The organism is Hydrogenophaga sp. UC242_53 (assembly GCF_042696965.1).
GTDB lineage: Bacteria > Pseudomonadota > Gammaproteobacteria > Burkholderiales > Burkholderiaceae_C > Hydrogenophaga.
The window spans coordinates 4,031,507-4,045,099 of sequence record NZ_CP170552.1 but is presented as its reverse complement, the minus strand read 5'-3'; the positions used below and the strand labels follow the sequence as shown (position 1 = coordinate 4,045,099).

12 protein-coding genes, 1 tRNA gene and 7 pseudogenes are annotated in these 13,593 nt (G+C 64.8%); 19 read left to right on the top strand and 1 reads right to left on the bottom strand.

Translation table 11 applies throughout. The features are described 5' to 3' along the window. Positions 1-6 precede the first annotated feature (6 nt). From rpsN to ACFJI0_RS20255, 16 genes and pseudogenes are all read left to right on the top strand, one after another. On the top strand, positions 7-312 hold the full coding sequence (gene rpsN, locus ACFJI0_RS20330; RefSeq protein WP_382153736.1) for a 30S ribosomal protein S14: 306 nt from the start codon (positions 7-9) through the stop codon (positions 310-312). 18 nt (positions 313-330) lie between these two features. Next, a complete protein-coding gene (rpsH, locus tag ACFJI0_RS20325) occupies positions 331-726 on the top strand; it encodes a 30S ribosomal protein S8 (protein WP_382153739.1) in 396 nt (131 codons plus the stop codon). A 22-nt stretch (positions 727-748) separates the two neighbouring features. Further along, positions 749-1,282: a 50S ribosomal protein L6 gene (gene rplF / locus ACFJI0_RS20320; protein WP_382325751.1), complete on the top strand. Its 534-nt coding sequence runs from the start codon at positions 749-751 to the stop codon at positions 1,280-1,282. A gap of 11 nt (positions 1,283-1,293) precedes the next feature. Beyond that, the gene (rplR, locus tag ACFJI0_RS20315; protein WP_382153742.1) at positions 1,294-1,659 is read left to right on the top strand and encodes a 50S ribosomal protein L18; all 366 of its coding nucleotides are present in this window, start codon (positions 1,294-1,296) and stop codon (positions 1,657-1,659) included. 18 nt (positions 1,660-1,677) lie between these two features. Continuing rightward, positions 1,678-2,196, top strand: a complete 519-nt coding sequence (gene rpsE / locus ACFJI0_RS20310; RefSeq protein ID WP_159589444.1) for a 30S ribosomal protein S5 — start codon at positions 1,678-1,680, stop codon at positions 2,194-2,196. Positions 2,197-2,207: 11 nt separating this feature from the next. Continuing rightward, entirely contained in the window at positions 2,208-2,390 is a 183-nt protein-coding gene (rpmD, locus tag ACFJI0_RS20305; RefSeq protein WP_159589446.1) for a 50S ribosomal protein L30, read from the top strand. Positions 2,391-2,404: 14 nt separating this feature from the next. Then, positions 2,405-2,840, top strand: a pseudogene (gene rplO, locus ACFJI0_RS20300) (50S ribosomal protein L15). 23 nt (positions 2,841-2,863) lie between these two features. Beyond that, entirely contained in the window at positions 2,864-4,177 is a 1,314-nt protein-coding gene (gene secY / locus ACFJI0_RS20295) for a preprotein translocase subunit SecY (RefSeq protein ID WP_297396159.1), read from the top strand. Positions 4,178-4,186: 9 nt separating this feature from the next. Further along, positions 4,187-4,405 carry a translation initiation factor IF-1 gene (gene infA / locus ACFJI0_RS20290; protein ID WP_086118896.1) on the top strand — a complete coding sequence of 73 codons (219 nt, stop codon included), beginning with the start codon at positions 4,187-4,189 and terminating at the stop codon, positions 4,403-4,405. A gap of 43 nt (positions 4,406-4,448) precedes the next feature. Next, a complete protein-coding gene (gene rpmJ / locus ACFJI0_RS20285; RefSeq protein ID WP_009514917.1) occupies positions 4,449-4,562 on the top strand; it encodes a 50S ribosomal protein L36 in 114 nt (37 codons plus the stop codon). 23 nt (positions 4,563-4,585) lie between these two features. Then, positions 4,586-4,951, top strand: coding sequence for a 30S ribosomal protein S13 (gene rpsM / locus ACFJI0_RS20280; protein WP_137917294.1), 366 nt, complete (start codon positions 4,586-4,588; stop codon positions 4,949-4,951). A 32-nt stretch (positions 4,952-4,983) separates the two neighbouring features. Continuing rightward, positions 4,984-5,374, top strand: a pseudogene (gene rpsK, locus ACFJI0_RS20275) (30S ribosomal protein S11); the annotation flags it as partial. A gap of 153 nt (positions 5,375-5,527) precedes the next feature. Then, a pseudogene (gene rpsD, locus ACFJI0_RS20270) lies at positions 5,528-6,152 on the top strand (30S ribosomal protein S4). Positions 6,153-6,245: 93 nt separating this feature from the next. After that, positions 6,246-7,233 (top strand): annotated as a pseudogene (locus tag ACFJI0_RS20265) (DNA-directed RNA polymerase subunit alpha). Between the two features lie 88 nt (positions 7,234-7,321). Continuing rightward, positions 7,322-7,718 (top strand): annotated as a pseudogene (gene rplQ, locus ACFJI0_RS20260) (50S ribosomal protein L17). A gap of 17 nt (positions 7,719-7,735) precedes the next feature. Next, positions 7,736-7,812, top strand: a tRNA-Met gene (locus tag ACFJI0_RS20255). 113 nt (positions 7,813-7,925) lie between these two features. On the opposite strand, the pseudogene ACFJI0_RS20250 reads toward ACFJI0_RS20255, so the two are convergent. Further along, positions 7,926-10,288 (bottom strand): annotated as a pseudogene (locus ACFJI0_RS20250) (heavy metal translocating P-type ATPase). Between the two features lie 185 nt (positions 10,289-10,473). Between ACFJI0_RS20250 and ACFJI0_RS20245 the strand changes: the two are divergent. The 3 genes and pseudogenes from ACFJI0_RS20245 (at position 10,474) to ACFJI0_RS20235 (ending at position 13,556) form a co-directional block, all read left to right on the top strand. Beyond that, positions 10,474-10,665 carry a heavy-metal-associated domain-containing protein gene (locus ACFJI0_RS20245; RefSeq protein ID WP_382153745.1) on the top strand — a complete coding sequence of 64 codons (192 nt, stop codon included), beginning with the start codon at positions 10,474-10,476 and terminating at the stop codon, positions 10,663-10,665. A 109-nt stretch (positions 10,666-10,774) separates the two neighbouring features. Continuing rightward, on the top strand, positions 10,775-11,329 hold the full coding sequence (gene cueR, locus ACFJI0_RS20240) for a Cu(I)-responsive transcriptional regulator (protein WP_382322108.1): 555 nt from the start codon (positions 10,775-10,777) through the stop codon (positions 11,327-11,329). Between the two features lie 138 nt (positions 11,330-11,467). Beyond that, positions 11,468-13,556 (top strand): annotated as a pseudogene (locus ACFJI0_RS20235) (copper-transporting P-type ATPase). The last annotated feature ends 37 nt before the right edge of the window (positions 13,557-13,593 follow it).

The following is a 13,593-nucleotide window of genomic DNA, read 5'->3' as shown; positions in this document are numbered from 1 at the left end:
TGGCGCGTGGCTAAACAAGCACTACTCCAACGTGAACTCAAGCGCGAGAAGCTCGCCGCCAAGTTCGCCAAGAAATACACCGAACTCAAGGCGACGTCCAACGACGCCAAGAAGAGCGAAGAAGAACGCGATGCAGCCCGCCTGGCGCTGCAGAAGCTGCCCCGCAACGCGAACCCGACCCGTCAGCGCAACCGCTGCGAGATCACCGGTCGTCCGCGTGGCACCTTCGCCCACTTCGGCCTGGCCCGTGCCAAGGTCCGTGAAATGGCGTTTGCCGGTGAAATCCCCGGCATCACCAAAGCCAGCTGGTAAGCATTAGGAGAACCACAAATGAGCATGAGTGATCCTATTGCTGACATGTTGACCCGCATCCGCAACGCACAGATGGTCGAGAAGGCCGTTGTGACGATGCCGGCTTCCAAGGTCAAGGCCGCGATCGCCCAGGTCCTGAAGGACGAGGGTTACATCGACGGGTTCCAGGTCAAGAGCACCGACGGCAAGAACGAACTTGAGATCGCTCTCAAGTACTACGCCGGTCGTCCCGTGATCGAGCGCATCGAGCGCGTGAGCCGTCCCGGCCTGCGCGTCTACCGTGGCCGCAACGCCATCCCCCAGGTTCAGAACGGTCTGGGCGTGGCGATCGTCACCACGCCGCAAGGCGTGATGACCGACCGCAAGGCACGCGCTACCGGTGTCGGTGGCGAAGTCCTGTGTTACGTCGCCTGATGCGGGCATTGAGGAGAAATTAATGTCACGTATTGGAAAACTGCCGGTCACCGTCCCAGCCGGGGTGGAAGTCGCCGTCAAGGACAACCAGATCAATGTCAAGGGTGCCCTGGGTGCCCTGGCGCTGACGCTGAACACGCTGGTCAAGGTTGAGAACAAGGCCGGCACGCTGACCTTCGTCCCCGTGGACGAATCGCGCGAAGCCAATGCCATGTCCGGCACCATGCGCCAGCTGGTCAACAACATGGTCAATGGTGTGAGCAAGGGCTTCGAGAAGAAGCTGACGCTGCTGGGCGTGGGCTACAAGGCCCAGGCACAGGGTGCCAAGCTCAACCTGACGGTTGGCTACTCCCACCCCGTGGTGATGGACATGCCCGCCGGCATCAAGGTGGAAACCCCGACGCCGACCGAAATCCTGATCAAGGGTTCCGACCGCCAGCGCGTGGGCCAGATCGCTTCCGAGGTGCGAGCCGTTCGCCCCCCCGAGCCTTACAAGGGCAAGGGCATCCGTTATGCGGATGAAAAGGTCGTGATCAAGGAAACCAAGAAGAAATAAGGACCAGGATCATGTTGACCAAAAAAGAGCAACGTCTCCGCCGCGCCCGCCAAACGCGCATCCGCATTGCGCAACAAGGCGCCGTGCGCCTGAGCGTGAACCGCACCAACCTGCACATCTACGCCAGCGTCATCTCCGACGACGGCGGCCGCGTGCTGGCTGCTGCATCGACCGCCGAAGCCGAAGTGCGTGCCCAGATCGGTGGCGCTGGCAAGGGTGGCAACACCGCTGCCGCTGCCTTGGTGGGCAAGCGCATCGCCGAAAAGGCGAAGGCCGCCGGCATCGAGAAGGTGGCGTTTGACCGTTCCGGTTTTGCTTACCACGGCCGGGTGAAAGCCCTGGCAGACGCGGCTCGTGAAGCCGGTCTGCAGTTCTGATCAAACGGAATACACAAAATGGCTAAATTTACGGCAAACATCAACAAAGAAGCGAACGAAGACGGTCTGCGCGAGAAGATGATCGCGATCAACCGCGTGACCAAGGTGGTCAAGGGCGGTCGCATTCTCGGTTTCGCAGCGCTGACCGTGGTCGGTGATGGCGATGGCCGCGTGGGCATGGGCAAGGGCAAGGCGCGTGAAGTGCCGGTGGCCGTGCAGAAGGCCATGGAACAGGCCCGTCGCAACATGATCAAGGTGTCGCTCAAGAACGGCTCGCTGCACCACAGCGTGCACGGCGAGCACGGCGCTTCCAACGTCATGATGCTGCCGGCTTCCAAGGGTACCGGCATCATCGCTGGCGGCCCGATGCGCGCGGTGTTCGAAGTGTTGGGCATCACCGATGTCGTGGCCAAGAGCCATGGCTCGAGCAACCCCTACAACCTGGTGCGCGCCACGCTGGACGCACTGAAGAATTCGACGACCCCTGCCGACGTGGCTGCCAAGCGTGGCAAGTCCGTCGAAGAGATCCTGGGTTGATTGGAGCGATCATGACCACTCAAAACACCGTCAAGGTTCAACTGGTGCGCAGCCCCATTGGAACCAAGCAATCCCACCGCGACACCGTCCGTGGCCTGGGCCTGCGCAAGCTCAACAGCGTCAGCGAGCTGCAGGACACGCCCGCCGTGCGCGGCATGATCAACAAGATCAGCTACCTGGTCAAAATCGTCTGATCGGAGTCACTGACATGCAACTCAATACCATCAAGCCTTCCGAAGGCGCCAAGCATGCCAAGCGCCGTGTCGGCCGCGGCATCGGTTCGGGCCTGGGCAAAACGGCAGGTCGTGCGCAGCAAGGGCCAGAAGTCCCGTTCGGGTGGCTACCACAAGGTCGGTTTCGAAGGCGGTCAGATGCCGCTGCAGCGCCGTCTGCCCAAGCGCGGCTTCAAGTCGGCGCAACTGCAGTTCAACGCTGAAGTCACGCTGGCCGACCTCAACGCCCTCGACGTGAGCGAGGTCGATGTGCTCGTGCTCAAGCAGGCTGGCCTGGTGCCTCACCTGGCCAAGCGCGTCAAGGTGATCAAGACCGGCGAGATCACGCGTGCCGTGACCCTCAAGGACATCGCCGCGACCGCGGGTGCCAAGCAGGCCATCGAAGCCGCTGGCGGCTCCCTGGCGGCCTGATCGGACTCGAACGGAAGATTCCTGTGGCAACTGGATCCACGTCCCTGGCCAAAACCGGAAAGTTCGGCGACCTGCGTCGCCGGCTGGTGTTCCTGTTGCTGGCGCTGGTGGTCTACCGCATCGGTGCACACATTCCTGTGCCCGGCATCGACCCCGCGCAACTGGCGCAATTGTTCCAGGGGCAGCAGGGCGGCATTCTGAGCCTGTTCAACATGTTCTCGGGCGGTGCGCTCTCGCGCTTCACCGTGTTCGCGTTGGGGATCATGCCGTACATCTCGGCCTCGATCATCATGCAGCTCATGACCTACGTGGTGCCCACGTTCGAGCAGCTGAAGAAAGAGGGCGAGGCCGGACGCCGCAAGATCACGCAGTACACGCGCTACGGCACGCTGGCCCTGGCCATTTTCCAAGCCATGGGCATTGCCCTGGCCCTGGAAGGTTCGCCTGGTCTGGTGATCGATCCTGGCATGGGCTTCCGCCTGACGGCCGTGGTCAGCCTGGTGGCCGGCACCATGTTCCTGATGTGGCTGGGTGAGCAGATCACCGAGCGCGGTCTGGGCAACGGCATCTCGATCCTGATCTTCGCGGGTATCGCGGCCGGTTTGCCGAGCGCCATTGGTGGTCTGCTGGAGCTGGTGCGCACCGGTGCCATGAACATCCTGGTGTCGATCTTCATCATCGCGCTGGTGATCCTGGTCACCTACTTCGTGGTGTTCGTGGAACGCGGCCAGCGCAAGATCCTGGTGAACTACGCACGCCGTCAGGTGGGCAACAAGGTGTACGGAGGCCAGTCCTCGCACCTGCCGCTCAAGCTGAACATGGCTGGCGTGATTCCGCCGATCTTCGCGTCGTCCATCATCCTGCTGCCCACCACGGTGGTGAGCTGGGTGAGCACCGGTGACTCGACCCGCTGGTTGCGCGACATCGCGGCGGCGCTGTCACCCGGTCAACCGATCTACGTGGCGCTGTACGCCGCGGCCATCGTTTTCTTCTGCTTCTTCTACACCGCACTGGTGTTCAACAGCCGCGAGACGGCCGACAACCTGAAGAAGAGTGGCGCGTTCATTCCAGGCATCCGCCCGGGTGACCAGACCGCCCGCTACATCGACAAAATTTTGTTGAGGCTGACACTGGCTGGCGCTGTGTACATCACCGCCGTGTGTCTGCTGCCCGAGTTCCTGATCCTGAAGTACAACGTGCCGTTCTATTTCGGCGGCACCTCCCTGTTGATCATCGTGGTGGTCACCATGGACTTCATGGCCCAGGTTCAGAATTACATGATGTCGCAGCAATACGAATCGCTGCTCAAGAAGGCCAGTTTCAAAACCTCCCCTTGAACTTCGCTTATGGCCAAGGACGATGTGATCGAGATGCAGGGTGAGGTGATTGAAAACCTCCCCAACGCGACCTTCAGGGTCAAGCTCGAAAACGGTCATGTGGTGCTGGGGCATATCAGCGGCAAGATGCGGATGCATTACATCCGGATCCTGCCGGGGGACAAGGTCAAGGTAGAGCTCACGCCCTACGACCTCACCCGAGCGCGAATCGTGTTCCGCTCGAAGTGAATGGTCAGTTGTTGAATGTTTTAGGAATATCTAGGAGAAGACTATGAGAGTTTCGGCTTCGGTCAAGAAAATGTGCCGCAACTGTAAGATCATCAAACGGCATGGCGTCGTGCGAGTCATTTGCACCGATCCGCGTCACAAGCAGCGTCAAGGCTGACCGGTTAGTTAAGAGGACCCAACATGGCTCGTATTGCAGGCATCAACATTCCGCCGCACAAGCACGCCGAAATCGGCTTGACGGCAATCTTCGGCATTGGCCGCACCCGCGCTCGCAAGATCTGCGAAGCCTGCGGCATCGACTACGCCAAGAAGATCAAGGATCTGAGCGACGCGGAACTCGAAAAAGTGCGCGACCAGGTCGGTACGTTCACGATCGAGGGTGACCTGCGTCGTGAAACCACGATGAACATCAAGCGTTTGATGGACATCGGTTGCTACCGTGGCTTCCGCCACCGCCGTGGTCTGCCGCTGCGTGGTCAGCGCACCAAGACCAACGCCCGTACGCGCAAGGGTCCCCGCAAGGCCGCCCAGTCGCTGAAAAAATAAACGGTTAGAAGGACCCTCATGGCAAGTCTCCCTCCAGCAGCGCATCCGCCCGCGTTCGCAAGAAAGTCCGCAAGAACGTTGCCGACGGCATTGCACACGTGCACGCCTCGTTCAACAACACGATCATCACCATCACCGACCGCCAGGGCAACGCACTGTCCTGGGCTTCGTCGGGGTCGCCAGGGCTTCAAGGGCTCGCGCAAATCCACGCCTTTCGCTGCCCAGGTGGCTTCGGAAGTGGCTGGCCGCGCCGCCATTGAACAAGGCATCAAGAACCTGGACGTCGAGATCAAGGGCCCCGGCCCTGGCCGCGAATCCTCGGTGCGCGCCCTCGGCGCCCTGGGCATCCGCATCAACTCGATCTCCGACGTGACCCCGGTGCCGCACAACGGCTGCCGCCCGCAGAAGCGCCGCCGCATCTGAGGCACGACCGCGCTGATCGCGGTATAATTGAAGGCTTTTTTCGAGCGCCACCGCAGTCGCCTGCGGTGGCATTTTTGCTAAGCCCACCGCCATCTCCCCTGAGGGATGGCTCCCGCAACAACCGGTTGCGGCAGTGAAACCAAGGAAACCAACGTGGCACGTTACCTCGGCCCCAAGGCCAAACTTTCCCGCCGTGAAGGCGCCGACCTGTTGCTCAAGAGCGCCCGCCGCTCGATCAGCGACAAGGCCAAGTTCGACTCCAAGCCCGGCCAGCACGGCCGCACCTCGGGCCAGCGCACCTCCGATTTCGGCGTGCAGCTGCGCGAGAAGCAGAAGGTCAAGCGCACCTATGGCGTGCTGGAGCGCCAGTTCCGCCGCTACTTCGCCGAAGCCGATCGCCGCCGTGGCAACACCGGCGCGAACCTGTTGTTCCTGCTCGAAGCGCGCCTGGACAACGTGGTGTTCCGCATGGGCTTTGCCTCCACCCGCGCCGAAGCCCGCCAGATCGTGTCGCACAAGGCGATCACGGTGAACGGCCAGTCGGTCAACATCCCGTCGTACTCGGTGAAGGCCGGTGACGTGATCGCGGTGCGCGAGAAGTCGAAGAAACAAGGCCGCGTCATCGAAGCCCTCGAGTTGCGCCAAGCAGATTGGCTTCCCGGCTTGGGTCGATGTGTCGACCGACAAGGTCGAAGGCGTGTTCAAGAAGTCGCCCGACCGCGATGAGTTCGGCTCTGACATCAACGAATCGCTGATCGTCGAACTGTATTCCCGTTAATTCCGTTCCCGGCCGGCATCCTCGTGGTGCGGTCGGGCCATGCTCCGTCTGCCTTATCGGTGTAACGAGCCGAGGGTCCTGAAGGAAGTTTGAATGCTGAACAATCTGCTGAAGCCCAAGACCATCAACGTCGAGCAAGTCTCGACCAATCGCGCCAAAGTCACGCTCGAGCCCTTCGAGCGTGGTTATGGCCAGCACGCTGGGCAACGCCCTGCGCCGGGTTCTGCTGTCGTCCATGACCGGCCACGCGCCGACCGAAGTCACCATCGCGGGTGTCGTGCACGAGTACTCGTCGATCGACGGCGTGCAGGAAGATGTTGTCAACATGCTCTTGAACCTCAAGGGCGTGGTGTTCAAGCTGCACAACCGCGACGAAGTCACGCTGAGTCTGCGCAAGGATGGTGAAGGTGTCGTGACGGCTGCCGACATCCAGACGCCGCACGACGTCGAGATTGTCAACCCCGGGCACGTGATTGCCACCCTGTCTGCCGGCGCCAAGCTGGACATGCAGATCAAGGTGGAAAAGGGCCGTGGCTATGTGCCGGGCAGCCTGCGCCGCAACGACGACCAGACGCGTTCGATCGGCCGCATCGTGCTCGACGCCTCGTTCTCGCCCGTCAAGCGCGTGAGCTACACGGTGGAAAGCGCCCGCGTCGAGCAGCGCACCGACCTGGACAAGCTGGTGCTCGAGATCGAGACCAATGGCTCCATCGGTCCGGAAGAAGCGGTTCGCGCCTCGGCCAAGATCCTGGTCGAACAGCTCGCGGTGTTCGCGCAGCTCGAAGGCGTGGAGCTCTCGGCGTTCGATGCCCCGGCACAGCGCAGCTCGCAGCAATTCGACCCGATCCTGCTGCGTCCTGTGGACGAGCTGGAACTGACCGTGCGCTCGGCCAACTGCCTCAAGGCCGAGAACATCTATTACATCGGTGATCTGATCCAGCGCACCGAGAACGAGCTGCTCAAGACCCCCAACCTGGGTCGCAAGTCGCTCAACGAAATCAAGGAAGTGCTTGCCTCGCGCGGCCTGACCTTGGGCATGAAGCTTGAAAACTGGCCGCCTGCCGGCCTGGACAAGCACTAAAGACCGCAGCGTCTGGCAAGGAGGCCAGACCCGGACCAACTCCCAGTACCTGATACGGCTGGGGGCAAAACACTGAAAGGATGAAAAAATGCGTCACGGACACGGACTTCGCAAACTCAACCGCACCAGCGAGCACCGCCTCGCCATGCTGCGCAACATGATGAATTCGCTGCTCACGCACGAAGCCATCAAGACCACGGTGCCCAAGGCCAAAGAGCTGCGCCGCGTGGTCGAGCCCATGATCACCCTGGCCAAGGAACCCACGCTGCGCCAACCGCCGCCTGGCGTTCGACCGCCTGCGCGACCGCGATGTGGTCGTGAAGCTGTTCAACGAACTGGGCCCGCGCTTCAAGGCCCGTCCCGGTGGCTACACCCGCATCCTGAAGATGGGTTTCCGCGTGGGCGACAACGCGCCGATGGCACTGGTCGAACTGGTGGATCGTGCAGAAGATGCCGCCCCGGCGGCCGACGCTGACAAAGCGTGATAGAATACAAGGCTTGACGCGGAGTGGAGCAGCCTGGTAGCTCGTTGGGCTCATAACCCAAAGGTCGCAAGTTCAAATCTTGCCTCCGCAACCAAAAAACCAAGCGTTTGCTTGTCATTGAAGCCCACGGTAACGTGGGCTTTTTTGTTTCTGTCGAGGCTTTGAGCGAAGTCGGTGGCACCGCACGGTGCGCCCCGACTTCCATGGTCAACGCACAGACGAAGCGTGATCGTTGCCCGCGCGCCAGCCTCGCAGCAGGAGCGCGTTGCTCACCACGCTCACGCTGCTGAGCGCCATGGCCGCACCCGCCACCACCGGATTGAGCAAACCCGCCGCGGCCAGCGGGATGCCGATGACGTTGTACGCGAAGGCCCAGAACAGGTTCTGGCGGATCTTGCGGTAGGTGCGGCGCGAGATGTCGATCGCATCGGCCACCAGCGCCGGGTCGCCGCGCATGAGCGTGATGCCGGCCGCGTGCATGCGCACGTCGGTGCCGGTGGACATGGCGATGCCCACATCGGCTGCCGCCAGGGCCGGCGCATCGTTGATGCCGTCGCCGACCATCGCACCGACCGGCCGCCGGCCTTGAGCCGGTTCACGATCGCTGCCTTGTCCGCCGGCAGCACCTCGGCCTCGATGTGGTCGATGCCCAGCGCACCGCCCACCGCCGCCGCGCTGCCCCGGTTGTCGCCCGTGAGCATCACCGTGCGCACGCCCATGGCCTGAAGGCTCTTCACCGCGGTGATGGCGCTGACCTTGGGGGCATCGCCAAACGCCAGCAGGCCCACCAGCACCGGCGACTCCGTCACGTCGGCCAGCCAGGACACCGTGCGGCCCTCTTCCTGGAGTTGCTGCGAGGGCCCGGCCAGCGCGGTGGTGTCCACGCCGAGCTCCTGCATGTAACGCGGGCTGCCCAGGCGCAGTGCGCGGCCCTGCACCTCGGCCGACATGCCGCGCCCGGGCACGGCACTCACCTTGGCGGCCGAGAGCGTGGGCACGCCGGCCGCTTTCGCGGCGTCCATCACGGCGCGCGCCAGCGGGTGTTCGCTGCCGGCCTGGATGGCCGCGCTCCACGACAGCAGCGCCGCCTCATGGCCGGCTGCCGGCAGGGCCGACACCAGCTGCGGCTTGCCTTCGGTCAGCGTGCCGGTCTTGTCGAAGGCCACCGTGTCGATGCGGTGCGCCACCTCCAGTGCCTCGGCGTCCTTGATCAGGATGCCGTGGCGCGCGGCCACCCCGGTGCCGGCCATGATGGCGGTGGGCGTGGCGCAGACCCAGCGCACAAGGACAGGCGATCACCAGCACCGCCACCGCGTTCAGGATGGCTTGCTCCCACTGGCCCGTCGCCAGGCCCCAGCCCAGCAGGGTGATCGTGGCGATCACCAGCACCACCGGCACGAAGACCGCGCTCACGCGGTCCACGATGCGCTGGATCGGGGCCTTCTTCGCCTGGGCCGATTCGACCATGCGCACGATCCGCGAGAGCGTGGACTCGGCGCCCACGGCCGTGGTCTCCACCAGCAACAGGCCCTCGGCATTGACCGCGCCACCGGTGACCTTGTCGCCCGCGTGTTTGGCGACCGGCAGGCTCTCGCCGGTGATCAGCGATTCGTCCACCTGGCTGGAACCAATGGTGACGATCCCGTCCACCGGGATGCGTTCACCCGGGCGGATGACCACGATGTCCCCGAGTTTCACGCGCGCCATGGGCACGTCCACATCGCCGTAAGGCATGCGCACCCGCGCCACGTCGGGCTTGAGGGCGTTGAGGGCCGCGATGGCGGCGGTGGTCTGGCGCTTGGCGCGGGCCTCTCAGCCACTTGCCCAGCAACACCAGCGTGATGATCACGGCCGAAGCTTCGAAGTACAGGTGTGGGGTGCCGTGCTCGGCGTGCTTGAACAGCAGGTACAGGCTCAAACCATAGCCCGCGCTGGTGCCCAGGGCGACCAGCAGGTCCATGTTGCCGGCACCGGCGCGCACGGCCTTCCAGCCCGCCTTGTAGAAGCGCGCGCCCAGCCAGAACTGCACGGGCGTGGCGCAGCGCGAGTTGCAGCCAGCCATTGATCATCCAGTCGGCGCCGAACAGCATGCCGACCATGGGCAGCACCAGGGGCAACGAGAGCGCGGCGGCCAGCGCCACGGGCCACCAGGGTTCGCCTGGGCGGGCCGCGGGTGGTGCGGCGGCGCCTTCCTCGAACGGTGTGGCGTGGTAGCCGGCCGCGTCCACCGCGGCGACCAGGGCATTGGGTGACGTCCCCACCGCTCTCACGGTGGCCCGTTCGGTGGCCAGGTTGACTTCGGCGGCCTGCACGCCGGGCACCGCCTTCAGGGCTTTTTCGACGCGGCCCACGCACGAAGCGCAGGTCATGCCTTCAATCGTCAATTCAAAGGTTTCAGCGCCCATGCTGTACCCGGCTTTTTGCACCGCAGCCGCCAGGCTGGCGCCCGTGGTGGTGGCGGTGGCGTTCACGGTGGCCCGTTCGGTGGCCAGGTTGACGCTGACTTCGCTGACGCCGGCAACGGCCTTCAAGGCCTTCTCCACGCGGGTCACGCACGAGGCGCAGGTCATGCCTTCGATGGGAAATTGGTGCTCGGTGAGCGCAAGGGTGGTGGTGTTCAAGGGGGTCTCCGGTAGGTTGAGACCTCGGATGCTCAGCCTTGACACGGTGGTCAGGTCAACCACCGGCGCCACTTGACCTTGCCTCCGTGGCAATGCCCAGAGTGCGGATTCCCTCAACTTTCACGGAGTCTTCCATGCACGAGTTCCACCTCCCCGAAATGACCTGCGGCCACTGCGCCTCCAAGGTGAGCATCGCCCTCAAGCGCCTCGACGCGGCCTGTGACATCCAGCTCGATCTGCCGCAGCGCAAGGTCCAGGTGCGCAGCGACGAAGACCGCGCCGCGCTGATCGACGCCCTCAGCGAAGCCGGCTACCCACCGGCCTGACGACCGTTCGTCAAGGCCCTCGGTGGGGGCCTTGACCTTCCCACGGTGTCAAGCTGCATCCTCCCTTCATTCCACATTCCATTCCCCACCCGACCTCACGGAACACACCATGACCCCCTTGATGAACATTGGCGAAGCGGCCGCCGCGGCCGGCGTGTCGGCCAAGATGGTCCGCCATTACGAACAGATCGGCCTGCTGCCCGCGGCCGAGCGCAGCGAATCGGGTTACCGCCTGTACGGTGAGCGCGAGGTCTCGGTGCTGCGGTTCATCCGGCAGTCGCGCCGGCTGGGTTTTTCGGTGGCGCAGATCGCCGAGCTCATCGGCCTGTGGAGCGATTCGCGGCGAAGCAGCCGCGAGGTCAAGGCCGTGGCCCAACGTCACCTGGCCGACCTGGAAGAAAAGCGGCACGAGATCGAGCAGATGATGGACGGGCTGTCGGTGCTGGTGCAGGCTTGCCATGGCAACGACCAGCCCCATTGCGCCATTCTCGACAAGCTCTCGCTGCACAGCCCGGCCCAGCACCAGCCAGAGCACAAGCCCCAACTCCGGAAGGGGCGCCTGCCGCGCGACGAGGCCGCCGGCGAACGTTCTTCCAGCCCCATCGACCTCATGGCCTGGATGCGCGGTGTCCAGGTGCACCAGGCCGGCCAGCCCGAGCGCTGAGCACAGGACCAACACCAGGGATTCGAATTTTCAGGAGGAACCGACATGGACCAGCACGCACATCACCACCATCACCACCACCCCGCGGCGCCCGCGCCCGCGCCGCAAGGCAAGCCGGGCACGGTCTACACCTGCCCCATGCACCCGGAGATCCGGCAGGACCACCCGGGCAACTGCCCTAAGTGCGGCATGTCGCTGGAACCCGTCCTGCCCGAACTGGACGACGACGAGAACCCGGAGCTGGTGGATTTCCAGCGGCGGTTCTGGTGGACCTTGCCCCTCACGGTGGTGGTCGCCGTGCTGGCGATGTTCGGCCACAACCTCGGCTGGTTCGACATCGCCGCGCAGAGCTGGATCGAACTGGTGCTGAGCATCCCGATCGTGCTGTGGGCCGGCTGGCCGTTCTTCGTGCGCGGCGCGCAGTCGGTGATGAACCGCAGCCCCAACATGTGGACGCTGATCGCGCTGGGCACCGGCGCGGCGTTCGTCTACAGCGTGGTGGCCACGGTGGCGCCGCAGGTGTTCCCCGACTCCTTTGTGTCGATGGGGCGCGTCGCGGTCTACTTTGAGGCGGCGGCGGTGATCATCTCGCTGACCCTGCTGGGCCAGCTGCTGGAACTCAAGGCGCGGTCACAGACCTCGGCCGCCATCCGCGCGCTGCTGGGCCTGGCGCCCAAGACCGCGCGGCGCATCACGGCCGAAGGGCAGGAGGAAGACGTGCCGCTGGCCCACGTGCACGTGGGCGACCTGTTGCGCGTGCGCCCCGGCGAGAAGGTGCCCACCGACGGCACCGTGGTCGAGGGCCGCAGCTCGGTCGATGAATCCATGCTCACCGGCGAGCCCTTGCCGGTGAGCAAGCAGGCCGGCGACAAGCTGATCGGCGCCACGCTCAACACCAGCGGTGCCCTGGTGATGCGCTCCGAGCACGTGGGCTCGGACACCGTGCTCTCGCAGATCGTGCAGATGGTCGCCCTGGCTCAGCGCTCGCGCGCGCCCATGCAGCGCATGGCGGACCAGGTGGCGGGCTACTTCGTGATGGGCGTCGTGGCGGCGGCGCTGCTCACCTTCTTCGGCTGGGGCCTGTTCGGCCCCGAGCCGAGCTGGGTCTATGCCCTCATCAATGCGGTGGCCGTGCTCATCATTGCCTGCCCCTGTGCGCTGGGCCTGGCCACGCCCATGTCCATCATGGTGGCGACCGGGCGCGGCGCCACCCACGGGGTGCTGTTCCGCGACGCCGCCGCCATCGAGAACCTGCGCAAGGTGGACACGTTGATCGTCGACAAGACCGGCACCCTCACGGAAGGCCGCCCGAGCTTCGAACGCGCCGTGGGCCATGGCGGCTTCTCCGAGGACGAGGTGCTGCGCCTCGCCGCCAGCCTGGACCAGGGCAGCGAACACCCGCTGGCCCACGCCATCGTGGCCGCCGCGAAACAACAGGGCCTGGTGCTGGACAAGCCCGAGCAGTTCGACTCCGAGTCCGGCATCGGGGTGCGGGGTGTGGTGGGCGGCAAGGGCCTGGCCCTGGGCAACACCGCGCTGATGCAACAGCTGGGCGTGGACGCCTCGCCCCTGGCCGCCGAGGCCGAAGCGCTGCGCGCGCAGGGCGCCAGCGTCATGCACCTGGCGGTGGACCAGGCGCTGGCTGGCCTGCTGGCCGTGTCCGACCCGGTCAAGGCCACCACGGCGGATGCGCTGAAGTCGCTGCGTCGGGCGAATGTGCGCGTGATCATGGCCACGGGCGACGGGCTGACCACCGCGCGCGCGGTGGGACAGCGCCTGGGCATCGATGAGATCCACGGCGAAGTGAAACCCGCCGACAAGCTCCAGCTGGTGGAGCAGCTCCAGGCGCAAGGCCGCGTGGTCGGCGATGGCCGGCGACGGCTTCAACGACGCGCCGGCCCTGGCCCGCGCCGATGTGGGCATCGCCATGGGCACGGGCACCGACGTGGCGATGAACAGCGCCCAGCTCACCCTGGTCAAGGGTGACCTGCGCGGCATCGCCACGGCCCGCTCGCTCTCGGTCGCGACCGTCGCCAACATGAAGCAGAACCTGGCGTTCGCCTTCCTCTACAACGCCCTGGGCATTCCGCTGGCCGCGGGCCTGCTGTACCCGTTCACGGGCTGGTTGCTGTCGCCCATGATCGCCGCGCTGGCCATGAGCCTGAGCTCGGCCTCGGTGATCGGCAACGCCTTGCGGCTGCGCGGCGCGGCGATCCGCGAGGAGTGACCTTGCTTCCGCACCCGGCCTCTTGAGCCCGCGGGTC